The sequence below is a fragment of the Bacillus sp. BF2-3 genome (assembly GCF_008368795.1).
GTDB classification, from domain to species: Bacteria; Bacillota; Bacilli; order Bacillales; family Bacillaceae_G; genus Bacillus_A; species Bacillus_A cereus.
In genome coordinates this window covers 33,393-55,554 of sequence record NZ_QOSA01000003.1, presented here as the reverse complement: position 1 = coordinate 55,554, position 22,162 = coordinate 33,393, and the positions used below count along the sequence as shown (strand labels likewise).

The following is a 22,162-nucleotide window of genomic DNA, read 5'->3' as shown; positions in this document are numbered from 1 at the left end:
AAGGTTCCTACCTCTATCGGTAGGAACCTTTTATTTTAGTGAATGATTTTACTTCCTTTTGCATTCTCAACAAATTTTTCACTTGATTTGTTAATTGGTGTTTTCAGTAATAACGCAGCAACAATCATAACTACTACGAAAGCACTTAACACAAGTAAATCTCGCGTTACGATATCCCAAAGCATTCCGCCAACTGTTTCACGAATTGCGCTAATTGCGTATGTGAATGGTAAGAACGGATAAATCGCTTGGAAGAACGCTGGTGTCATTTGGATTGGGAATGTTCCGCCCGATCCTGCTACTTGTAGTACAAGTAAAATGATCGCCATCGATTTCCCAACGTTTCCGAAAATAGAAACGAGTGAGTATACGATACAAACGAAGACTCCACCAATAAATAAACTAAATAACACAAACCAGAACTTATCGACTACGTACGTACCGAGTAAGAATATATCTCCCATCGATACGATAAACGCTTGTGAAAGACCTATCGTTAAGAATGTTAATAAACGTCCGAAGTAAATTTCATGGCTCTTATAATTCGCGCCCTCTTCGTGTACTTCTACCGTTAATAATGAAACCATTAATAATGCGCCTACCCATAATGCAAGCACTGTATAGAATGGTGACATCGCTGAACCGTAGTTCGGCATCGCAAATAATTTATTTTCTTTTAAATTTACTGGATTCGCAAAGTAATCACTTTGCTTTTCAACATCATTTTTCAATAAGCGTATAATGTCTTTTAAATCCTCTTCAGATTCAAAATCACGAATTTTATCTGCTAATTCTTTAATCTTTTTCTCAGTAGCTGGCATTTCAGCTTTAATGTCTGCTAATTTCTTTTTACCATCTACTAAACCTTTTGATGAATCTTCTAGTAATTTTTTAACATCTGGAAGCTTTTTGTCTGCATCATTTAAAATTTGAGTTGTATTTTTCGACATCTCTTTTGTACGAGCAATTGCTGTATTGAAATTAGGTACAATTTCTGAATCATACGTCGATAATACATCTGTTAATTGAGCTGATCCGCCCTTCGCAGCGTTGTTAATACTTTCAATTACATCTTTTGTAGGTTTCTGGCCATTGTTAAGAAGTGTAATCCCCTTATTCGTTGCATCTACACCTTTTTGCAGACTACTTTTCGCTTTGTTTAATTTTGCAATTCCATTATTAAGGTTTTTATCACTATTTACATCCGCTAAAACCTTATTTGTACTTTCTAGAACTGGAATCATATCATCAATTAAACCGATTCCAGATTGGAATTGACCATTTAAGCTATTTAAAGCTACTTTCGTTGAATCTAAACCGTTAATACCTCTATTTTGTACATCTTCTTTTGCTTTCTGTAAATCTGCTTTTGCACCCTCAATACCATTTTTTACTTTATCGTAATCTGCTTTTGCATTATCATATACTGCATTTGCATCAACTTTAGCTTGATCGACTGTGCTAACTGCTTTTTTATAATCTGCTACAAACGTTTCATTATAATCTTTTTCAGCTTGATCAATTAATCCATTTGCTGCATCTAATTTTTGATTCGCTACATCTGTTACATCTTTCTTTACTTCTTGTCCTTTGCCAATAACATTTACAATATCTTTAATACCGTTATTCGCATTTTCCATACCTTTTTTAACATTAGTTAAGTGATCCACTCGCCCTTTGAAAAAGCTTTGACCAAAATCAGTAGTCGCCGATTTTTGAAGTTCAGTAAAGAAATTAATAAGATATGAAATACCATCTGTACCAGTTTGTAATCGTTCTGATACCGCATTTAAATCTCTCTTTGCTTGTTCTGGATCAAACTGACCATTTTGCAATCCATTTAAAACACTTTTCCCATAAGCTGTTCCTGCACGTGATGAACTTAAAACATTATTTACTGTTTGATTAATATTTTGCGCTATACTCTTATAACCATCACTATTCAACTTAGAAAGATCTGGTCTCGCTGGGAATTCAGGTAATCCATTCATTCCAGACAAGTCAGGAATATTTAGTTCTACACCTGGATTCATTAAAAAGTCAGTAAATGCAGCTGCACTATCCATAACGCCTTTTGCTGCTACTAAATCATTTCTTATCGTCCCTGGAGCATTTTTTAATGTTTGATCTTGTCTTGCAAAGAACTTATCTAAATTCGCTAACGCTTCCTGTCCATCATTTATTACACTCTCTACAACAGGTAAATCTTTCTGCGCTACTTTCACAACATCTTCTGCTCGAGTTGCATCATCTAACGCCTTATCCATAAGTGTATTCATTTCTGGGAACTGCGCTTCTAACTTAAATACAAGATCTTTTACTTTTTCGATACTTGGTAAGTTTGTTTCTAAATCGATTCCAAGATCATTGAAAATTTTAAAAATCTCACCGTTTGCTGTTTTTACAAAGTTTTTACTAATTTCTTCTGTAATACCTGATGCACCTTTTGCTGTAATTTTCGGTGCAATCGCATTTACCTTTTCATTTACATAGTAATCAAGTTCTGGTTTTTTAGGATTTTCATCCAGAACAGTTGCAATTTTTTCAGAGAAATCTTTTGGAATCGTAATACTTGCATAATAATCTCCACGCTCAACTCCGTAAATTGCTTGTTTTTCATCTACAAATTTCCAGCCAAGATTTTTGTTTTTCTTAAGGGAGTCTACAATCTCTTTCCCGATATTAATATCTTTCCCTCTTAAATTAGAACCTGCATCTTGGTTAGAAACTGCAATGGGAACCTCTTTTGTATTTCCATATGGATCCCAAGAAGCTTTAATGTTAAACCATGCATATAACGATGGTAAAATCATTAATCCTAAAACAATAACAATTGCAGCCCAATGTTTGGCTACATTCCGTAAATCTGTCTTATAAATACGCCAAATCTGTTTCATAGAAGTTATCACCTAATTATATATTTTTCCTTCTTTAGAAAATGATACATACATTTTGCAATTATATCACTTTCTACATCGTGTATTAACCAAAAACGTACTATTTTTTCCCATTAACTTTCACTTACTTCATTATATAACGAAGTGAGTCAAAGTATGAATACAAAATGACCAAATCGGTTTTACATTCAATAATAACAAATATATATGAAATGTCATAAAAAATACAAGTATTTTCTCTTGGAAATACTTGTATTCCTAAAAAAAATCCTCACAGCTTTTATTCTCTGTGAGGATTTCTTCTATTATATATCCAATTGAACCTCTACACCGAAATGATCTGAAATTACATTTCTGTTTGTACCATTAAAAATAACTTTTGAAGAATGAACTTTTTTACTTTGGTTACACAATATTAGATCGATTCGCAAATTATGTTTATTTTCATCCCAACCAGCAATCTCGCCTTGGACAGTCGTTCCTTCATCCTTCTCTATTGCTAATTCATATGTGTCATACAACCCTTTTTGCATCATATACTCATAACCTTCGCCTTTCAATCGAGCATTGTTATTAAAATCCCCCATTAAGAAGGCGAGCTTATTGCTATCTACACGCTCCATCAAACGATCGACTTGACCTTTGAATGACTCTTCTTCATCATTCCACCAACCGAGATGACAAGAGTAAAACGTTATATCCTTACCATTATAAGCAATTGTTGCACTTACAATTTTACGCGTTTTCCAATACGTTGTATCCTCGTTTTCTGAAATGAAGAACGTATCTTCTTTTATAATATTATGCTTCGTTATAATCGCTAATCCTTCTTCATACACGTCATAACCAATATGAGAGAAATCCCAAGTAATATTGTAATCTTTTACATGTAGCGCTTTTAACTCTTCTAATAGTAAAAGTCCAAAATTATCTTCTTTCTTGTTACCGCATACATTTTCAGCTTGTATGGACTGACTTACTTCTTGCAATGCGATGACATCGTACTCTTCTTCTTGAATTACTTTAGCAAGGTATTGTATCTTTTCTATTTGATTCTCTTCTTGCCAAGAATGACAGTTTAAAGTTAGCAATTTCATATTATTACGCACCTAACATATCTTGAATGTCTGACTTTAATACGTCAGCTTTCGGACCATATACCGCTTGTACACCTTTATCTTTTACAATAAGCCCTAAAGCACCATTTTGTTTCCACTGTGCTTCTGGTGCAACAACATCTAAATCTTTTACTGTTACACGTAAGCGTGTCATACAAGCATCTACGTCAGCAATATTTTCTTTTCCACCTAATAAATCGATAACTTTTGTTGCTAATGAACCGTCTTGTACATTTCCTGTTCCTTCTGATGCCTCATCTTCATTATCAATATAGTTACCTGCACGCCCTGGTGTTGGTAAATTGAATTTTTTAATTAAGAAATTAAATAGTGTAAAGTTAAGACCGAAGAACACTAATGAAACAATAACAAAGTTGATTAAGTCTCTTGTTAAACCTGCGTTAACCATCATTGGCGTACGAGTAATTAACTCAATAAATCCAAATGCATGAACACGTAAGTTAATTAAATCAGCTAGCGCGAATGCAAGTCCTGTTGTAATAGCATATACAACATATAATACTGGAGCAATAAACATGAACATGAATTCAATTGGTTCTGTTACACCTGTTAAGAATACTGCTAATGCTGCTGATAAAAACATTGGTTTATATTTTGCACGCTTTTCTTTATCAACGTTACGGAACATCGCAAATGCAATCCCCATTAACGCTGCTGTTGAGCCGATAACTTGTCCAGCTTTGAAACGAGCTGGTACAACGTTATTTAATAAATCGTTATATGCCTTCGTATCTCCATTTGCTAATAAATTATTTAAATCTGTAATCCATGCAAGCCATAATGGATCTTGCCCTGCTACAACTTGTCCAACTTTTGAACCAGTTAGCATCGTATATGTTCCGCCTAGCTCTGTATAGTTCATCGGAATCGTTAACATATGGTGTAAACCAAATGGTAATAATAAACGCTCTAACGTTCCATATACAAACGGTGCAACAACTGGTGCACTATCTTTTGAAGCTGCAATCCAGCGACCAAATTCATTTAACCCACTTTGGATGAATGGCCATAGAAGTGATAATACAATCGCAGTAACTGTAGACCAAAGAATTACAACGAATGGTACAAATCGTTTTCCATTAAAGAATGCTAATGCCTGTGGCAGTTTATTATAGTTATAATATTTGTTATATAAAGTAGCTCCTAAGAAACCTGTGATAATCCCTACGAACACTCCCATGTTTAATGCAGGTGCACCAAGTACAGAAGTAAAGTAATCTTTTACAATTAAATCTCCCGCTATTACTGAAGAAACTTTCGCTTTTGAATCCGCTAACATTTCAGCGTTTACCCCAAATATAGCTCCTGTAATTCGGTTTGTTAAGACGAATGCTAATAGCGCTGCAAATGCACCACCTGCGCGATCTTTCGCCCAAGATCCCCCAATTGCTACTGCGAATAAGATGTGTAGATTTGTAATGATTGCCCAACCGATGTCTTCCATTACGCGAGCGATTGTATGAACTGCGTTAACATCCCCAGCAGACATACCAATTAACTTACCGATGGAAATCATTAAACCAGCTGCTGGCATTACGGCTACAACAACTAATAACGCTTTCCCGAACTTTTGCCAAAAATCAAAAGACGTAATTTTCATCTGTTCTTCCTCCCCTTTATTTATAAAAACATAATGATTTAAATTATAATTTCTGTTCCCTTTATGAAAACGATTCCTTATGTTACTTTATTTTTATCCTTTACGCAACCGTTTTCATAAATCTATTTTAATAAAAGCGTTTTCACTTTGCAATAGAAATTTATTTTTTTTCATAAAAAAAGATGCTCAAAGAGCATCCTTTTTTATTATGAAATGCGATAAACCCTTGTTTCATAAGGCTTTAAAGCAATTGTTGTTACTTCTTCATGTTCCGCAACTTCATAGTTATTTAAAAGCAAACGTTTGCGTTCTAGTGCAAATGAACCCTCATTATACACAGCTTCCTCTTTTGAGATATTACTAATTACAATGACTTTTTCATCCTGTAACGTACGTGTATATGCATAAATTTGTGGATCGTCTTCTAAAAGTAAATCATACGTACCATAGTTCAGTACATCGTGCTCTTTTTTCAGGGCAATCATTTTCTTATAGAAATTGAAAATAGACTTTTCTTCATTTTTTTGCTTTTCAACATTAATTTCTTTGTAATTTGGATTCATGCTAAACCAAGGTGTACTTGTTGTGAAACCAGCATTCATCTCATCATTCCACTGCATAGGTGTACGTGAATTATCGCGGCAAGAAGCCCATATAATCTCCATCATATCTTGATGTGGTACGCCCTCTGCAATTTTCTCGCGATATAAATTTTTAATTGCTACATCATCGTAATCTTCAATATTTGGTAACTGAACATTTGTCATACCAATTTCTTGGCCTTGATAAATAAAAGGTGTACCGTGCATAAAGAAATACATCGCCCCTAGAGCTGTTGCACTTTCACGCCAATATTGTTTATCATCTCCCCATGTTGAAACGATACGTGGTTTATCGTGATTCTCAATATATAAAGCGTTCCATCCTTTATTTTCTAATCCTTTTTGCCATTTCGTTAATACTTTTTTCAATCCTACAACATCAAGGTCTTTCTTCTTCTCTGCATCCCATAAACTTAAATGTTCAAATTGGAATACCATATTGAACTTACCTTGCTCTTCTCCAACCCAAAGCTCAGCATCTTCAATCTTAACACCATTTGCTTCACCAACAGTCATAATATCGTACTTAGAGAATGTATTTTCTTTTAGCTCTTCTAATAAAGGTTGAATACCTTTCACATTCATATGTTTATCAAAAGATGGCACATATTTTAACCCTTTTGGATTTGGCATATCCTTGAGGCCTTCTTCTTTTTTAATATGACTGATCGCATCAACGCGGAAACCATCAATACCTTTATCAAGCCACCAATTAACCGTATCGTATAGTACTTCGCGAACTTCTTTATTCTCCCAGTTTAAATCTGGTTGTTTACGTGAGAATAAATGTAAATAATATTGTTCTGTTTCTTCATCATATTCCCATGCCGAACCATTAAAAATACTTTCCCAGTTGTTTGGCTCCGCACCATCTTTACCATCATGCCAAATATACCAATCACGCTTCGGATTATCTTTAGATGAACGTGATTCAATAAACCATGGATGTTCATCACTCGTATGATTAATAACTAAATCAATAATAAGCTTCATATCACGCTTATGAACTTCATCTAGTAAAGCATCAAAGTCTGCCATTGTACCAAACTCATCCATAATATCTTGATAATCACTAATATCATAACCATTATCATCATTAGGCGACTTATACATTGGACAAATCCAAATTACATCTATACCTAAATCTTTTAAATAATCCAGTTTTGCAATAATACCTTGTAAATCTCCAATACCATCACCATTTGAATCCATAAAGCTTCGTGGATAAATTTGATAAGCAACCGCTTCTTTCCACCATGTCTTATTCATAGTCATTCTCTCCTTTTGCATCCCATCGGAAATTTTATGCAAACGTTTTCGTAACACTATCATAACAAAATATGAACAGTTTGCAACTGTTTTCATTGAACTCTATGTAGATTCTTTATTCTTATGCTTTATTTATTTCTCACAAAGGTAAATCTCATTCTTCACCTCTCCTTGTCCACGCGTATTACAGACATTTTTCATATATTAATAAAAAACTCTGATTATTTTAGAAAGGAGTAATAAATTGAAGCAAACAAAATTAACAGGGCGTATCGTTGTTCCCACAGATCCTGACTACGACGTAGCCCGAATGAATTTAAATTTAAGTATTCCAAAACTCCCTTGTATTATTGTTTTTTGTCAAAATAACAAGGATGTCTGTAACGCCTTAAAATGGGCACGTGAACGTCATATACCATTTCGGTTAAGAAGTGGACGTCATAGCTATGAAAATTTTTCTCTTTTAAATAGAGGACTTATTATTGATGTGAGTGAAATGCATCGCATTACTGTTAATACAGAGAAATTAACAGTAACAATTGAGGCTGGTGCAAATCTTGGCACTGTTTATAAAGAACTTTGGAATTACGGTGTTACAATTCCTGCTGGTACAAGTGCAAGCGTTGGAGTTGTTGGATTAGCACTTGGCGGTGGTATTGGTATGCTTTCGCGCTTATTTGGATTAACATGTGATCAATTAATGGAAGTGGAAATGGTACAAGCGTGTGGAAAATTTGGTGCAAAACTCATTCGTGCAAATGAACAAGAAAACTCTAACCTTTTTTGGGCATGCCGTGGTGGCGGTGGTGGAAACTTCGGAATTGTCACTTCCTTAACTTTTCGAGTCCACCCGATAAAAAATGTATCAATTTTCTCAATTACATGGGAATGGGAAGACTTTATTGCTGCATTTCAAGCGTGGCAAAACTGGGCACCTTATATAGATGAACGTCTCACTTCATCGATCGAATTATTCGCCAAGCAACGAAATAAAATTGAAGCACAAGGCGAGTTTGTCGGTTCTCCCTCTGAACTCCATTCCCTATTATCCCCTCTTCTTGAAACTGGTAGCCCCTCTCTCTTTATAGAAGAAGTTCCTTATATAAAGGCTGTTGAATTTTTTAATGGAGGTAACATCCCTGAAAATTTTAAGCGCTCTGGTTCCTATGTCTATAAACCTATTCCCCTTAAAGGCATTCAAATCATGCAATCCTTTCTTTCTCATGCACCAAATAAAGATGCTAGTATTTGGCATCAATCGCTCATAGGTGCTGTTGAAAATATTTCGCCGAATGAAACGGCTTATTTTCATCGTAAAGCAATTATTGCTCAAGAATACATTACCTCTTGGAAATGCGATGATGAAGAAAATCGAAATATACGCTGGGTTAAAGGTTTACGAGAAAGCTTAGATCCTTATACACTAGGTGACTATGTGAACTGGCCCGATATCGACATTAAAAATTGGCAAACTAGTTATTATGGCTCTAACTTTCACAGATTACGTAAAGTAAAAACCATGTATGATCCTTGTGATGTTTTTCATTTCCAACAAAGTATTCCTCCTTTTCATACGTGAAAAAAGGGGATAACATAAAAAAATCATCCAATATACCGTTACCTCGCAGTATGTTGGATGATTCAAGTTGATTTTCTATATCGTTTCAAATTCTTGCTCCTACTCATAAACTTTTACTTACAGATTAATTGTATTTCGTATCATTTTCATGCAATGAATGTAATTTAATATTTGGTACTTTATCTTTTTCAATACCTCTATTATAAGAAACAGGAACTTGAAATTCAAATTGCTTTGTCTCATGTTTTTGTAAATAGACTGGTTTCGGTACTGGATAGCTTTTTGAATTCTCGTTTGCATTATCATATAAAACAACTTTTAATGCTTGTGAATGATTACGATAATTTTTTAAAGTAACAATGCACTTCGGTTGGATATTCTCTCCATTTTTCTCCATTCTACACTGGCTATCTTCTTTTTTATATTCTATTGCTTCTACCCCTGTTTTTCCTGCATAATACCATGTTTTATTCAATGTCTGGAGGATTGTATTTAAAATAAACGGCATCATTACAATCAAAATACTAGTACCTACTACTTTTATTTTATTCATTTTTCTAAATGTACTAGACTCCTTTTTTCCTAGCCATTTTAAAAATAATATAAATGCAATTACATGTAGTATGAAAGAAACAATCAATATATTTGAGACTTTATAATCCATATAAACATACGTATGTATCGGAATCTTATAGACATTGAATAGTTTTTCCCCAATTAATTCATTATCATTTGGAATTTTTAATAATAACAAAACCCCTATACTGTAACAAATAGCTACTAATCGATCATACTCAATACGAATCATTCTTTCTCCCCTTCACTTTGTATTTTATTATCGATTTTAGCTATTATTACCATACTATACAATCTTTTTATAGAGGATAACGTAAAAAAGTTCCTTATAAATATATAAAGAACCTTATTAATATACAATATGAATTAAAAAATCAATATACAATTTTCACATAGAGATTTCTTCAAAATATGTTGGATCATGTATTGTAATTTTTTTATCTAAAATTGTAACAATGCTATCATTTTTTAATTGTTTTAATACGCTGCTAACTGTCTCTCGAGATGTTCCAGATATTTTGGATATTTCAATTGTTGTAAGTGGACATGAAATTACAATCTTTTCTCCACTCTGTTCTCCTAAATCCTGCATTAAATAATTTAACGTTTGGATAACACGATCTTGTGCATTAGGAATTGTAATATTTTGCACTCGATTTTCGTTCAATTTTAATATAGATGATAATTGCTGAACAACGTACATCAATTGTGTTCTGCTGGACTTTACCATATCTTCAAAGATTACCGTTGGAATATAATATACCTCCACATCCGTCATTGCTTCTGCTGTATAGTTATATCCTCTGTCTGTAAACATACCACCATAAGGAAAAATAGAATACCGCTTTACATAGTCATCGTATAATAAGTTCCCATTTTGATTAACCCGCTCTAACTTTACAAAACCATCTAACATGAAGTAAATTCTTTCCCTTGAATCCCCTTCTAAAAATAAAAATTGACCTTTTTTATAAGTTCGCCAATAAACAAACTCTGTTAAGCCTTTCAATTTTTTTTCTGTTAAATGAGCAAATAATTCGAACTGCTTTAAGTCTTTCACTACGTTCCGTCTATTCATAAAATTCCCTCTCTCTTGCTGTATGTTGGAGCGAAAAATCAAGAAAGCGTATTCAATTTGAATTTTATCATAATTAACTTGTATATTCAGATTTCATCATGAAAACTTTATGAACAATGAGTACAAAAAATATTAATAAATAAAAAGAATGAAGTTATTAACCTCATTCTTTTTTTACTACTAAGTAGCGTACATAATAATTTAAACATACATGCATACATTCTGTTTTGAAATAATAGTACCGGCTTTTTCTTCTAGTGCTTCATATACTTTTTCTAAAGACGTAATAATCGTTTTTCTTTTTGGATTTGTATTAACAAAATTAATAGCAGCTTCGATTTTTGGAAGCATGCTTCCCGCAGCAAATTGTTGTTCTTCAATATATTCTTCTAATTGATTCACTGTGACATGCTCTAATTTTTTTTGATTCGGTTGATTATAATTTACATATACATAATCAACTGCAGTTAAAATAACGAGCGTATCGGCATCTACTAATTCTGCTAATTTCTGCGCAGCGAAATCTTTATCGATAACCGCTTCAGTTCCTTTTAACCCTTCTTCAGAATCAATTACTGGAATTCCACCTCCGCCCACAGCTATCACTATGTTTCCATCTTCGACCAAAGAATTAATCACTTTATGTTCATGAATACTTACAGGCTTCGGTGATGGAACAACACGTCTCCATCCTCTACCAGCATCTTCTTTAAACACTGCTTTTGTTTCATCCATTAATTTTCTGGCCTCTTCTTCTGTATAAAAAGGACCAATTGGTTTAGTTGGATTTTTAAATGCCTCATCTTTTTTATCCACAACAACACGTGTTATAACCGTTGCTACATCTTTGTTTATATTCCGTTTTTTCAATGCCTTTTCAATTGCATTTTCCATCCAATATCCAATCATCCCTTGGCTCATTGCCCCACAAGTATCTAATGGCATTGCAGGTGTCTTTTCCGTTTCTGCAGCTTTTTGCTGTAATAAAATATTCCCCACTTGTGGGCCATTTCCATGCGCAATTACTATATCCACATCATTTTCCATTATTTTCACAAGTTGTTCTGCCGTTTTTTCCAACGCTTCTTGCTGCGCTCCCGCAGTAGCTTCTCCAGACTGTATCGCATTTCCCCCTAGTGCAACTACAATTTTTCTTCGTGCCATATTCCAGCCCTCCAGTTGATTTCGCTTTCACAGCGCTTTATAAAGTAATACTGCCTGTAATTAATCCATAAATCGCAAAGAATGCTAAAGCACCAATTGCTACGGATGATGCTAATTCCACTCGAGTAAATATTTGCTTCGAACTCTTTTGCTTTTGAACATTGTAAAAAATAAAAATACCTGGCGCATATAAAGTCATTGTTAATAATAAATACTCTAAACCGGCTGCATAAACTAACCACACGCCATAAATACTTGCGATCAAGCCAATTATTATATTTTTATTTCGATCTGCTTCTTCAGACTTTAAGCTATGCTTCAGTTGATAAAATGCTGAAAAAGCATATGGGATTAAAATAGCTGAAGATGCTAAAGAGAATGCAAAGTTATACGCCTGATCAGAAACGACGAATGTTAACAAGAATATTTGTATTAAACCATTTGTTATCCATAATGAATTTACTGGAGCCTTATTTTTATTTTCTTTTGCGAACCATTTTGGAAATACTCCATCTTTAGCCGCTAAATATGGAATTTCAGAAGCGAGCAAAGTCCAACCTAACCAAGCACCTAATACAGAGATGACTAAACCTAAATTAATAAAGATAGCACCCCATTTTCCAACAACACTTTCAAACAAATAAGCCATAGCCGGATTTTTCAAACCTGCAATGTCTGCTTGCTGCATAAGTCCAAGAGACAATAATGTGATTAAAATGTAAATGATGAGTGTACCAATTAAGCCAATAACGGTTGCTTTCCCTACATCACTTCTATTTTTTGCTCGACTGGATAAAACAACAGCCCCTTCTACCCCAATAAATACCCATAAAGTTACAAGCATTGTACTTTTAACTTGGCTGCCAACTGCTCCCCATGAAAAAGAACCAGTTTGCCCCCAAAATCCATCTAAGAACGTATCAATATGAAACGCAAAGATTCCTATGACAATAAATACAAATACAGGTACTAATTTTGCGATTGTAGTTACTAAATTCACAAGGGCTGCTGATTGAACTCCACGTAAAATTAACATGTGAACACACCACAATAATACGCTTGCACCAATAATGGATTCTACATTTTGACCGCCTTCAAAGATCGGGAAGAAATATCCTAATGAAGAAAACAATAATGTACCGTAAGCTACATTCCCAAGCCAAGCAGATAGCCAGTATCCCCACGCACTATTAAACCCCATAAAATTACCAAACCCTGCTTTTGCATAGCTAAAAATACCACCATCTAAATCTGGCCGTTTTACAGTTAGATTTTGAAAAGATAATCCGAGTGCAATCATCCCAATTCCTGTTATAACCCAGCCAATAATAATGGCTCCAGCACCAGCACCTTTTGCCATATCACTCGCTAAATTAAAGGCTCCACCGCCAATCATAGACCCAACTACAAGAGCCGTTAGTGTAAACAACCCTAATTTCTTATCTTCACCCATTCCACTCACCTCTCTTTAATTGCAATAACAATACAAAAGCAATAGTGAATGATCGTGTCTAAAGGAGGAGAAAGAAGAAAGGAAGACTCCCTTTCTTCTTTACTCCATGTTTCCTAAAGTAGCTGCCATAACCGCTTTAATTGTATGCATTCTATTTTCAGCTTGATCAAATACTTTTGAATGTTTACTGCGGAATACTTCGTCAGTTACCTCCATTTCTTTCAACCCATATTTCTCGTAAACTTCTTCGCCATACATCGTTTCAACATCATGAAATGCAGGTAAACAATGTAAGAAAATCACGTTTTTATTCCCTGTTTCTTTAATCATTTTCATATTTACTTGATAAGGTCTCAATAACTCGACACGTTCAGCAAATTTTTCTTCTTCCCCCATAGACACCCATACATCTGTATAAATTACATCTGCATTCGCAACAGCTTCTTCCACATTACTTGTTATCATTACTTGTTCATTATATTTTTTTGCTAAATCAATTACTTCTTGTGCAGGCCATAAAGATTCTGGTGTGCAAATACGTACATCCATTCCAACGATTGCTCCACCAACTAGTAAGCTATTAGCAACATTATTTCGTCCATCGCCAACGTAAACGAGCTTCACATTTTTCAACTTCCCTACATGTTCTCTAATTGTTAATAAATCTGCTAGTGTTTGTGTTGGATGCCACATGTCTGTTAATCCATTCCAAACTGGCACACCAGAATTTTGTGCTAAAGATTCTACAGTCTCATGATTAAATCCACGAAACTCAATTCCGTCAAACATACGCCCTAACACTTTTGCTGTATCCTCTACAGATTCTTTTTTCCCAAGTTGAATATCACCTTTCCCTAAATATTCAGGATTTGCCCCTAAATCTGTACATGCTACTGTAAATGCACAACGCGTACGAGTAGAAGTTTTTTCAAATAAGAGCGCTACATTTTTACCTTCTAAATAATGATGCGGGATACCGTTTTTCTTTTTCTCTTTTAATTCTGCTGCCAAATCTAGAAAATATAACAATTCTTCTTGTGTAAAATCTTTTTCTGCTAGAAAGCTTCTTCCTTTTAAATTTGGTCTAGTCATTAACATAATTCATCCCTACTTTCTCCGTTATTTATACTAAATATCTTTACGAACAATTGGCATACTCATGCAACGTGGACCCCCACGACCACGAGATAATTCCGAACTTAGCACCTCAATCACTTCTATACCGTGTTCACGTAATAACGTATTAGATACATAGTTACGATCATATGTAACAACTACACCTGGCGCAATTGCTAATGTGTTCGAGCCATCATTCCATTGTTCACGAGCAGAAGCAATTACATCTCCTCCTCCACATGGAATAAGAACTAATTCACTTAAGCCTAATACCTCTTTTAATGCTTCCATTAAAGAAGTACGATGTGTAATTTTAAGAGTTTCCTCATCTGACCCTTTTTCTAAAATATAAATATTCATATTCCCTTTTGGCCCTTGAATGGCTGGGTGAATTGTAAACTTGTCATAATCAACCATTGTAAATACTGTATCTAAATGCATAAATGCTCGACATTTTGGAATTTCTATTGCTAACACTTTCTTAATTTTATTTTGTCGGCTAAAAAGATTTTTAGCTAAACGTTCAATTGCTTTAGCTGAAGTACGAGCAGATACTCCAATCGCAATTGTTTCTTCATTTAAAATTAGCTCGTCGCCACCTTCAATTGGAAATTTATAATCACGATCTAACCAGATTGGTACATTATGTTTTGCAAATCTTGGATGATATTTAATGATGTACTCCATGAATAATGATTCACGTCTACGCGCTGGTTCTCTCATCTTATTTATCGTTAAGCCATCGCCCACGCTAGCTGCTGGGTCACGAGTAAAATATAAATTAGGCATTGGATCTAAGTAAAACGGATAGTGATCTTCCATTAATTCATATAAATGTGTCTTCTTACTTGTTTCAATTTCGTTTTTCCGTACACCGCCCATAATTTTTTGAATTAATTCTTCATTTGAAAAGGAAAGTAAATATTCTTTTAAAGTTTGATGTGCAACATTTACGTCGGCCTGTCCTTCTTTTAAAATACGATCAACAAATTCTTCTCGAAGTTTTTTATCTACTAACGCCTCAGCGGCTAGTTTTTCTAAATAAAGAACTTCAACACCCCGATTGCGTAACGTTTGTGCAAAATAATCATGCTCTTTTTGAATAATTGGTAAATATGGAATATCGTCAAATAATAATTGCTGCAAATAATCTGGCGTCAAGTTTTCCACTTCTTTACCCGGTCGTTTTAATAAAACCGTTTGTAATTCCCCAATTTCTGAAGTAACATGTATCGGATGTTTCATTTGTTGTACCTCCTTTTAAATATGTTTGATGTCTTACAAGTACATAATAAATGCTCTGTACTTTCATCTTTGTGAAAGCATCCACATTATCATTGTGAAATATTAAACAAGTTATTTTTTTAAAATCATACGAATATGTATTTTTATAACAAACTATCTTGCTTTCTCAATAAAAAATACATATATTACGCATATATGTTGAATATTTAACTTCCGTATTTAAACAAAAATCCTGTTTTTAATTTTATTAAAAACAGGATTTTTGCATCTAAATAATTAAATTTAATCTTTCTTCTATAATCTCCCTATCTGATTTCGACTGTGAAATTATAAGGCATGTATCATTTCCACATATACATCCTATTTTTTCTTTCCAATCTAACTCATCAAATAAAACACCAATAACATGTGCATTACCAGGTAATGTTTTAATAACCATTAATTGATCTACACAATCAATTTTTACAACAACTTCTCGTAATTTTTTCTTTAACTTTATATCAGTTTGTAAATGCTCTTCTGAGAAAACTTTATATATCATTAATCCTTCTTGAGAAGGTACCTTCGTTAAGTTTAACTCACGAATATCGCGAGAAACCGTAGCTTGTGTTACTAATACATCTTTTTTTGCTAACAATTCTACTAATCTTTCTTGCTTATCTATTTCATACTCCTTTACAAATTGTTTAATTAACCGTTGTCTTTTTTCTTTTTTCATAAAAGACACCCCTTTTAATATTATAGCTCGCTATAATTTTCATCCGAAAGGGAGAGAAAAGAATGTTGCGGAAACGTTCATAGTTTAACTGTAAATATTAAATCAAACTAAATAAAAAAGAGAAGAACAGCATTCTGTTCTTCCTTTTACATTGAAAATCGTTCAATTGTTTGTTTCAAATCAGTTGCTTGCTTCTCTAAATCCTTTAATAATTGATCGATTACTATCATATTTTTAGATTGTTGTAGCGTCACACGTGCTACTTCTTGCGAACCAGCTGACGTTTCTTCAGCAATTGCTGCTACAGCTTTTGTTTGTGCTCCTGTTTGATGAATGTGGCTCACTTGTTCATTCATATAACTACTAATTTGCTGAGTTGCATCGGCTACTTCCATAACACTTGATGACATTTCTTTTAAAATTAATTCCGTAGCTTCCCCACGTTTCGCCTCTTCTTTAGCTATTTTCACTTGTTCTGTCATTTTCATTGCAACTTGTTGTACTTCATCTTGCATATTCCGTAATAACTGCGATATGTTTCTTGCAGAATGATCACTTTCATCAGCAAGTTTACGTACTTCTTCCGCAACAACCGCAAAGCCTCTTCCATGCTCTCCTGCGCGAGCTGCCTCAATAGAAGCATTTAGTGCTAATAAATTCGTTTGGCTAGCAATCGCACTCACAACAGACACAATATGTTCTACTTGTTTCATTCGTTCTTCTAACTTCTGTACATTTTGCATTGAATCTTCATTTTCTTTTGCCAATGTTTGAATACCTTGAATTAAAGACGTAAAGACACGAGTACTATGCCCTAAAGCTTCAACCATTTCTGAAGACAATGTATCAGACTGCTTCGCTTTTTCTTCTACTTCACTTGCAATAGAAGTCGTTGTATCAACAGCAGAAACAATTGCTTGAATTGATGCCGCTGATTGCTCAGCGCCTGAAGAAATCTCTGCAAGTGTCTCAGATACACCTTGCGCTTGTCTCGTTGCTTCGCCTGTTTGTTTTCTAATCTGCTGTACTTGATTATTTGTATACGAAAATGTTGTATCAATATTTTTTACCATGCCCCTTAAGTTTCCTAACATCATATTAAATGCAACACTTAAAGATTTAATTTCATCATCTGTCTTCGGTAATGGAACATCTTCACGAATATCACCCTCAGCTGCTTTTCTTGCCGCTTCCTCTAACTTGCGAAGCGGTTTAATTAAAAATACGGCTGCTCCATATGCTAAAATTCCAGACCATACTACCCCTAATAACATAACGATAATATTATATACAGTTTGACTTACATAACTTTGAAAATAATCGTATATCACGTAAATAAAAAATATACTTGTTGAATATGTAATGAAAGCTAAAACTGTAGTGAATAGCATAAGTTGTGTACGTAATCCAAAAGAAAATGTTTTTCTTTCTTTTTCCATCTTCCCTTTCCCCCTTTTTATAAGCAATATAAATACTACCTATATATTATTATCCATATTTTCATTATAGAAGGATATAGAGATTTTAAAAATCATTATTTCTTTGAATATCAAATTGCACGAAAAAAATAAAGGATTCTGACAATTTATGACTAATAACAGAAATACAGGGCAACATTTGTAAAATATATTTTTAACTGGGGGTTTTGTATGATTCAAGTTCGAAATCTAGTAAAATCATTCGGTTCACTTGATGTGTTAAAAGGAATTGATTTAGAAGTAAAAGAAAAAGAAGTTGTTGTTTTAATTGGTGCCAGTGGTTCTGGTAAAAGTACATTACTTCGCTGTCTTAACTTTTTAGAAATGTACGATGAAGGCGAAATTCACTTACAAGGTGAGCGAATTGATCCAAAGCATTCAAATTTAAATAAAGTCCGTGAAAATGTCGGTATGGTTTTTCAGCACTTTAACCTCTTTCCTCATATGACCTCACTAGAAAACATCATAGAAGCACCTATTCACGTAAAAAAATTAGAGAAAGCAAATGCACAGGATATTGGAAATCAACTTCTCCAAAAAGTCGGCCTTCAAGATAAAGCGGATGTAACTCCTCATCTTCTTTCAGGTGGTCAAAAACAGCGCATTGCCATTGCACGAGCTCTTGCAATGAGCCCTAAGATTATGCTATTTGATGAGCCTACCTCAGCTTTAGACCCTGAACTTGTTGGAGAAGTATTGCAAGTTATGAAAGAACTTGCTGAAGAAGGGATGACAATGGTTATTGTTACTCATGAAATGAATTTCGCAAAAGATGTAGCTGATCGCGTCATCTTTATGGACGATGGAAAGATTGTAGAAGATGCTCCGCCAGTACAATTCTTTTCAGCTCCATCACATGAACGGGCAAAACAATTTTTACGCAACGTTTTATAATGTAACTTTTGTTTCAAACGAAAAGGAATACATTCATACGGTGCACAACTAATCATCCAAATAAAATATTTCAATAACATACTAAAAAACCATCCGTATGATCAATATATAGGAGGGGTTTTATGAAAAGAAAACTATTAACCATTGTTGCGAGCATTACACTATGTACATCCTTCATACTAGGAGCTTGTAGCAAAGAAAGCTCTACTACTTCATCAAATAGTGAAAAAGAATTTCGCTATGCGATGAGTGGATTATACAAACCTTTTAACTATAAAGAAAATGACGGCAAACTTGTCGGCTTTGATGTAGAAATCGGTGAAGCTCTTGCTAAAAAGATGAACATGAAGGCTACGCCCGTTACAAACCCATGGGAAACGCTGATTCAAGGTCTTCAAGCGAAGAAATATGATGTAATACTGGGTAGTATGGCAATTACAGAGGAGCGCTTAAAAGCTGTTAGTTTCTCAAATCCGTACTATCGCTCTGGCGCCCAAATTTTTGTGGCTAAAAAGAATACCGCTATCTCTTCTCCAGAAGATTTAAAAGGTAAGAAAATTGGTGTTGTAAAAGCTAGTACCTTTAAAAATCTTGTTGCAAAATATACAGATCAAATCACAGAATATGACAGCGATATTACTGCTCTTATGGACTTAGAGCCTGGGCGTGTTGACGCAGTAATTACGGATCAAATGGTTGGTCTACGTATGATAAAAGAAGGAAAATCGAAGATAAAAGAAGCCGGAAAACCATTAAATCTTGATGAAATGGGAATTGCTATTCGCAAAGATGATAAAGAAATGGTTGAGAAAGTAAATAAAGCGTTAGATGAAATCATTAAAGATGGTACGTATGAAAAGATCAGTAAAAAATGGTTCGGGCGTAATATTCTCGGTGAAGAGGAAAAAACGAAGTAAGTTAGCCATTCAAAAGATTCATAAACAATGCCCCACTGATTAAATGTTCATTTTATGTGGGGCATTTCATTCTCTACTAAAATCTATACAATATGAGGTGAAACGCATGTTTGAAATTTTTATCTCTTCCTATCCCACACTCTTAAAGGCTACTATTGTCACATTACAATTAACATTAACTTCCCTAGTACTCGGTTCATTAATTGGATTATTATTCGCTTTCTTTCGAATCTCTAACAATAAAGTTTTAAATAGTATCGCTCATGTCTACATTGCTATTATTCGTGGTACACCTTTAATTGTTCAAATTGCCATTCTCTATTTTGGAATTACATCCGTTGTTGTTTTCACCCCTTTTTGGGCAGGTGCAATCGCTTTAGCAATTCATAACGGAGCATATATTACGGAAATTTTCCGTGGATCTATTCAATCCGTTGACCGGGGACAATTAGAAGCAGCTCGCTCTTTAGGCATGCCTTATCCTTTAGCTATGCGACGAATTATATTACCACAAGCATTTCGTCTGTCTCTTCCTCCTCTAGGAAACCAATTTATTATCGGATTAAAAGATTCTTCACTTGTTGCTTATGTAGGAATGTCCGAATTATGGGGTTCAGGTTTATCAATTGCAGCAGGTAATTTCCAACAATTAGATACTTACATAATCGTTGGTGCATACTATCTCATACTTGTTCTTCTATTTACTTATTTTGTTAATCTTTTAGAAAAACGACTACAACGAAAAGAAACTAACTCCGTCCAAGTCCATAAAAGGAAGAAAAAGGAAGTTTCTTTATAAGAAAAAGCAAGCCTGAGATGGCTTGCTTTTTCATTGCAAAAATATATTAATTTTTACTGATTTACTTTTTTAATACTCTTTTCTTCTTCTATATGTTCCTCACGATATGAAATATTATGAGGATCTAGTCCATTTCCTAAAGAACCATAGAAGTGCTCTCTATGCGGATCCACTAATTCACTTCCTTGATAATACACACGTGGTGTATTCCATAGCGCTGCCAAAGCTTTTGTCATCGGCATCTCATGATAGCGTTCCGGCCACATTTCTTTAATCTTCTCTTTTACTAACGGATAGTATTTAGAACTCATAGCGGGAAACAGATGATGTTCTGTATGATATGAGAAATTGAAATGTAAAACGTCTACCCAGCGCGGCACTGTTACTGACAAACAGTTTGCTAACGGATCATTTACTGGAACAATTGGATTTAAGCGGTGATTTGTTGCGATATATGCCATTACAATAAAGTTAGCAATTAACAACGGAATGACATATGCAAATAACCATTTTCCAGGTCCCATAATAAACAATAAACTAATCCAAACTGTCCAAGGCAAAAGAAGTTGAAGCCATACAGATTTTTGATTGGATGACTTGAACTCTTTTATAAAATGAAAGAACATTCGAGTCGAATGCAATGTAAATTGAATTGTTAGTGACAAAAAACTAAAGAATGAACGTACATGTAAAGGCATACGATATACCCAACTCAAAAACTTACTCTTCTTAAGTTTCTCAAGTGTCGGCCATGCATCTGGATCATTCTCTTCATGCTGTGTATGAACATGATGCGTTGCATTATGCCACTTTCTCCAAAGCTTTGGCCCTGTTGATAATGGCATAAATGCGATCGCGCCTAAGAAGTCACGAAGCCATGCCTTTCTTACAACAGTTCCATGTAAAATTTCATGCCCTAAAAATCCTAGTGAAGCAAAACATAATCCAAGAACAATCGCAATTCCTAGATTCGCCCACACATTCAATTCAAATACACCAATCGATATTAACCCCGCCAATGCCACAAGCAAATAAGCCAGTCCACCAAATAAACGAGTAGGCACTGGTTTAAATGCTTTTTTCGGCAAATGTGGTGATACACGTGCTGCATACCACCCAAACGTATGAAGCTCCTTCATCCTTTTGCTCCTTTCTTATGCCGCGCCTTGCGCAACTTACATATATCAATTCTTGCTTCCAGATTGATTTTACTAGATGATCCAAAAAGCATCTATTATAAGGAAAATATACTCACTCTATCGTCACTTATTTTTCGCTTTTATTATCAATGAAAAACATTTCTCTTTTTACTCTCTATCAACCTTTCCACATGATGAATCATAACAATAGAATTTCTATATTGTCAACACATTTTATGACCTAGTAATAAAAGGTGGTTATATTTTTATAATCATACTTTATTTCACTAAAGAAAATGTATAGATTCCATAAGGATTTACCCACTATATATAGACATTTTCTTAAACGCCATAGACTCTATCTCATTCAATAACTCCCTATGTAATCAACAAACAGAATCACTTGAATTTAGTTTTATATAAATCCTACTACATCATAATGCCCCACCTAATTAATTATATTAAAATAATTTATAACCTCTTTTAATAAAAATAGACT

At 34.2% G+C, this 22,162-nt stretch carries 16 protein-coding genes and 2 pseudogenes; 4 read left to right on the top strand and 14 right to left on the bottom strand.

Going from position 1 to position 22,162, the window contains the following annotated elements; genetic code table 11:
• Positions 1-35: 35 nt before the first annotated feature.
• From DN401_RS03980 to DN401_RS03965, 4 genes are all read right to left on the bottom strand, one after another.
• A complete protein-coding gene (locus DN401_RS03980) occupies positions 36-2,897 on the bottom strand; it encodes a YhgE/Pip domain-containing protein (protein WP_000810080.1) in 2,862 nt (953 codons plus the stop codon).
• A gap of 305 nt (positions 2,898-3,202) precedes the next feature.
• The gene (locus DN401_RS03975) at positions 3,203-3,994 is read right to left on the bottom strand and encodes an endonuclease/exonuclease/phosphatase family protein (RefSeq protein WP_000771986.1); all 792 of its coding nucleotides are present in this window, start codon (positions 3,992-3,994) and stop codon (positions 3,203-3,205) included.
• A 4-nt stretch (positions 3,995-3,998) separates the two neighbouring features.
• The gene (locus tag DN401_RS03970) at positions 3,999-5,636 is read right to left on the bottom strand and encodes a PTS transporter subunit IIBC (protein WP_000705560.1); all 1,638 of its coding nucleotides are present in this window, start codon (positions 5,634-5,636) and stop codon (positions 3,999-4,001) included.
• 206 nt (positions 5,637-5,842) lie between these two features.
• Positions 5,843-7,507, bottom strand: a complete 1,665-nt coding sequence (locus DN401_RS03965; RefSeq protein WP_001044710.1) for a glycoside hydrolase family 13 protein — start codon at positions 7,505-7,507, stop codon at positions 5,843-5,845.
• A gap of 244 nt (positions 7,508-7,751) precedes the next feature.
• Between DN401_RS03965 and DN401_RS03960 the strand changes: the two genes are divergently transcribed.
• A complete protein-coding gene (locus DN401_RS03960; protein ID WP_000814902.1) occupies positions 7,752-9,086 on the top strand; it encodes an FAD-binding oxidoreductase in 1,335 nt (444 codons plus the stop codon).
• A gap of 124 nt (positions 9,087-9,210) precedes the next feature.
• Here DN401_RS03960 and DN401_RS03955 read toward each other — a convergent pair whose 3' ends face one another.
• The 9 genes and pseudogenes from DN401_RS03955 to DN401_RS30550 all read right to left on the bottom strand — a co-directional run.
• The gene (locus DN401_RS03955) at positions 9,211-9,894 is read right to left on the bottom strand and encodes a hypothetical protein (RefSeq protein WP_000619186.1); all 684 of its coding nucleotides are present in this window, start codon (positions 9,892-9,894) and stop codon (positions 9,211-9,213) included.
• Positions 9,895-10,050: 156 nt separating this feature from the next.
• Positions 10,051-10,740 (bottom strand): Crp/Fnr family transcriptional regulator, encoded by a 690-nt coding sequence (locus DN401_RS03950; protein ID WP_001081905.1) that lies wholly within the window; start codon positions 10,738-10,740, stop codon positions 10,051-10,053.
• A 201-nt stretch (positions 10,741-10,941) separates the two neighbouring features.
• Positions 10,942-11,904 (bottom strand): carbamate kinase, encoded by a 963-nt coding sequence (gene arcC / locus DN401_RS03945; RefSeq protein ID WP_000113951.1) that lies wholly within the window; start codon positions 11,902-11,904, stop codon positions 10,942-10,944.
• Between the two features lie 37 nt (positions 11,905-11,941).
• Entirely contained in the window at positions 11,942-13,357 is a 1,416-nt protein-coding gene (gene arcD, locus DN401_RS03940) for an arginine-ornithine antiporter (protein ID WP_000503412.1), read from the bottom strand.
• Positions 13,358-13,456: 99 nt separating this feature from the next.
• Positions 13,457-14,455: an ornithine carbamoyltransferase gene (argF, locus tag DN401_RS03935; RefSeq protein WP_000930294.1), complete on the bottom strand. Its 999-nt coding sequence runs from the start codon at positions 14,453-14,455 to the stop codon at positions 13,457-13,459.
• 30 nt (positions 14,456-14,485) lie between these two features.
• Positions 14,486-15,718 (bottom strand): arginine deiminase, encoded by a 1,233-nt coding sequence (gene arcA / locus DN401_RS03930; RefSeq protein WP_000682331.1) that lies wholly within the window; start codon positions 15,716-15,718, stop codon positions 14,486-14,488.
• A 268-nt stretch (positions 15,719-15,986) separates the two neighbouring features.
• Positions 15,987-16,436 (bottom strand): arginine repressor, encoded by a 450-nt coding sequence (gene argR / locus DN401_RS03925; protein WP_000711826.1) that lies wholly within the window; start codon positions 16,434-16,436, stop codon positions 15,987-15,989.
• 146 nt (positions 16,437-16,582) lie between these two features.
• Positions 16,583-17,155, bottom strand: a pseudogene (locus DN401_RS30555) (methyl-accepting chemotaxis protein); the annotation flags it as partial.
• A 369-nt stretch (positions 17,156-17,524) separates the two neighbouring features.
• A pseudogene (locus DN401_RS30550) lies at positions 17,525-17,710 on the bottom strand (HAMP domain-containing protein); the annotation flags it as partial.
• Between the two features lie 375 nt (positions 17,711-18,085).
• Between DN401_RS30550 and DN401_RS03915 the strand changes: the two are divergent.
• The 3 genes from DN401_RS03915 (at position 18,086) to DN401_RS03905 (ending at position 20,524) form a co-directional block, all read left to right on the top strand.
• Positions 18,086-18,808: an amino acid ABC transporter ATP-binding protein gene (locus DN401_RS03915; RefSeq protein WP_000616927.1), complete on the top strand. Its 723-nt coding sequence runs from the start codon at positions 18,086-18,088 to the stop codon at positions 18,806-18,808.
• Positions 18,809-18,930: 122 nt separating this feature from the next.
• Positions 18,931-19,725 carry an ABC transporter substrate-binding protein gene (locus DN401_RS03910; protein WP_000823765.1) on the top strand — a complete coding sequence of 265 codons (795 nt, stop codon included), beginning with the start codon at positions 18,931-18,933 and terminating at the stop codon, positions 19,723-19,725.
• Positions 19,726-19,768: 43 nt separating this feature from the next.
• A complete protein-coding gene (locus DN401_RS03905) occupies positions 19,769-20,524 on the top strand; it encodes an amino acid ABC transporter permease (RefSeq protein WP_121868414.1) in 756 nt (251 codons plus the stop codon).
• A gap of 53 nt (positions 20,525-20,577) precedes the next feature.
• Here DN401_RS03905 and desB read toward each other — a convergent pair whose 3' ends face one another.
• Entirely contained in the window at positions 20,578-21,663 is a 1,086-nt protein-coding gene (gene desB / locus DN401_RS03900) for a Delta(10) desaturase DesB (RefSeq protein ID WP_000661226.1), read from the bottom strand.
• Between the last annotated feature and the right edge of the window lie 499 nt (positions 21,664-22,162).

What these genes read in the sequence shown, in the direction of transcription:
- DN401_RS03980 (WP_000810080.1), bottom strand. Translation starts at nt 2,897, where the DNA reads ATGAAACAGATTTGGCGTATTTATAAGACAGATTTACGGAATGTAGCC.
- DN401_RS03975 (WP_000771986.1), bottom strand. Translation starts at nt 3,994, where the DNA reads ATGAAATTGCTAACTTTAAACTGTCATTCTTGGCAAGAAGAGAATCAA.
- DN401_RS03970 (WP_000705560.1), bottom strand. Translation starts at nt 5,636, where the DNA reads ATGAAAATTACGTCTTTTGATTTTTGGCAAAAGTTCGGGAAAGCGTTA.
- DN401_RS03965 (WP_001044710.1), bottom strand. Translation starts at nt 7,507, where the DNA reads ATGAATAAGACATGGTGGAAAGAAGCGGTTGCTTATCAAATTTATCCA.
- DN401_RS03955 (WP_000619186.1), bottom strand. Translation starts at nt 9,894, where the DNA reads ATGATTCGTATTGAGTATGATCGATTAGTAGCTATTTGTTACAGTATA.
- DN401_RS03950 (WP_001081905.1), bottom strand. Translation starts at nt 10,740, where the DNA reads ATGAATAGACGGAACGTAGTGAAAGACTTAAAGCAGTTCGAATTATTT.
- arcC (WP_000113951.1), bottom strand. Translation starts at nt 11,904, where the DNA reads ATGGCACGAAGAAAAATTGTAGTTGCACTAGGGGGAAATGCGATACAG.
- arcD (WP_000503412.1), bottom strand. Translation starts at nt 13,357, where the DNA reads ATGGGTGAAGATAAGAAATTAGGGTTGTTTACACTAACGGCTCTTGTA.
- argF (WP_000930294.1), bottom strand. Translation starts at nt 14,455, where the DNA reads ATGTTAATGACTAGACCAAATTTAAAAGGAAGAAGCTTTCTAGCAGAA.
- arcA (WP_000682331.1), bottom strand. Translation starts at nt 15,718, where the DNA reads ATGAAACATCCGATACATGTTACTTCAGAAATTGGGGAATTACAAACG.
- argR (WP_000711826.1), bottom strand. Translation starts at nt 16,436, where the DNA reads ATGAAAAAAGAAAAAAGACAACGGTTAATTAAACAATTTGTAAAGGAG.
- DN401_RS03915 (WP_000616927.1), top strand. Translation starts at nt 18,086, where the DNA reads ATGATTCAAGTTCGAAATCTAGTAAAATCATTCGGTTCACTTGATGTG.
- DN401_RS03910 (WP_000823765.1), top strand. Translation starts at nt 18,931, where the DNA reads ATGAAAAGAAAACTATTAACCATTGTTGCGAGCATTACACTATGTACA.
- DN401_RS03905 (WP_121868414.1), top strand. Translation starts at nt 19,769, where the DNA reads ATGTTCATTTTATGTGGGGCATTTCATTCTCTACTAAAATCTATACAA.
- desB (WP_000661226.1), bottom strand. Translation starts at nt 21,663, where the DNA reads ATGAAGGAGCTTCATACGTTTGGGTGGTATGCAGCACGTGTATCACCA.